We start from the raw sequence: 735 nt of genomic DNA on the forward strand, positions 1-735 counted from the left end.
GGGTTGGGGCACGGTCGAGCAGATCACCGACCCCGAGTACTCGACCAAGGCGTTCCTCAAGGGTCTCAAGCAGGTCGACGGGTGGCAGGACATGCCGCTGACCAAGGCCGCCCAGACCGTGCAGGTCTCGGCCTACCCGGACCACTACGCCCAGTGGGAGCAGCAGGCCGCCGACCTCGTCGCCAAGCACTGGAACAACTGACACCGTGAACGACACGCTGGCCGGCACCCCGAACAGGGGTGCCGGCCAGCGGCGTCTCTCCCCGCAGGGGTCGACCTGGCGGCGAGGCGGTTCGTGGACATTTGTTGTCGCTCTGGCGACAACAAATGTCCACGATCGCCCGAGCGCGGCGCAGTGGGCAGCGGTGCGACGACAGGTCAAGGTCAGTGCGGTGATCGGCGACGTGGCCAGGGTGCACGCCGGTCGTGGGTGTGTGGCGGTGAGGGCCGTGTGGCGGCCGCCCACGACGGGGTGTGGCCCGCCGTGACCGGCGCAGGAATCAAGCCTGACCGCCCGGAGCCGGGCACGGCGGGCCACCACACCCCGCCCACCGACCACCGCAACCCACACACCGACAGCGAGAAAGACGGGCGCGGACCAGCAGCCACAGGGGAAGAACGACCGAAGCCCCGGCTCATCAGCCGGGGCTCCGTACGTCGGGCAAATGCCTGGTGGGCGATACTGGGTTTGAACCAGTGACCTCTTCCGTGTCAAGGAAGCGCGCTCCCACTGCG

At 69.0% G+C, this 735-nt stretch carries 1 pseudogene; it reads left to right on the forward strand.

The window, feature by feature from the left end:
- Nucleotides 1-202: pseudogene (locus tag V6U89_RS30120) on the forward strand (hypothetical protein); the annotation flags it as partial.
- Nucleotides 203-735: the final 533 nt, after the last annotated feature.

This window comes from Micromonospora sp. CPCC 206171 (assembly GCF_036906755.1).
Lineage (GTDB): Bacteria > Actinomycetota > Actinomycetes > Mycobacteriales > Micromonosporaceae > Micromonospora > Micromonospora purpureochromogenes.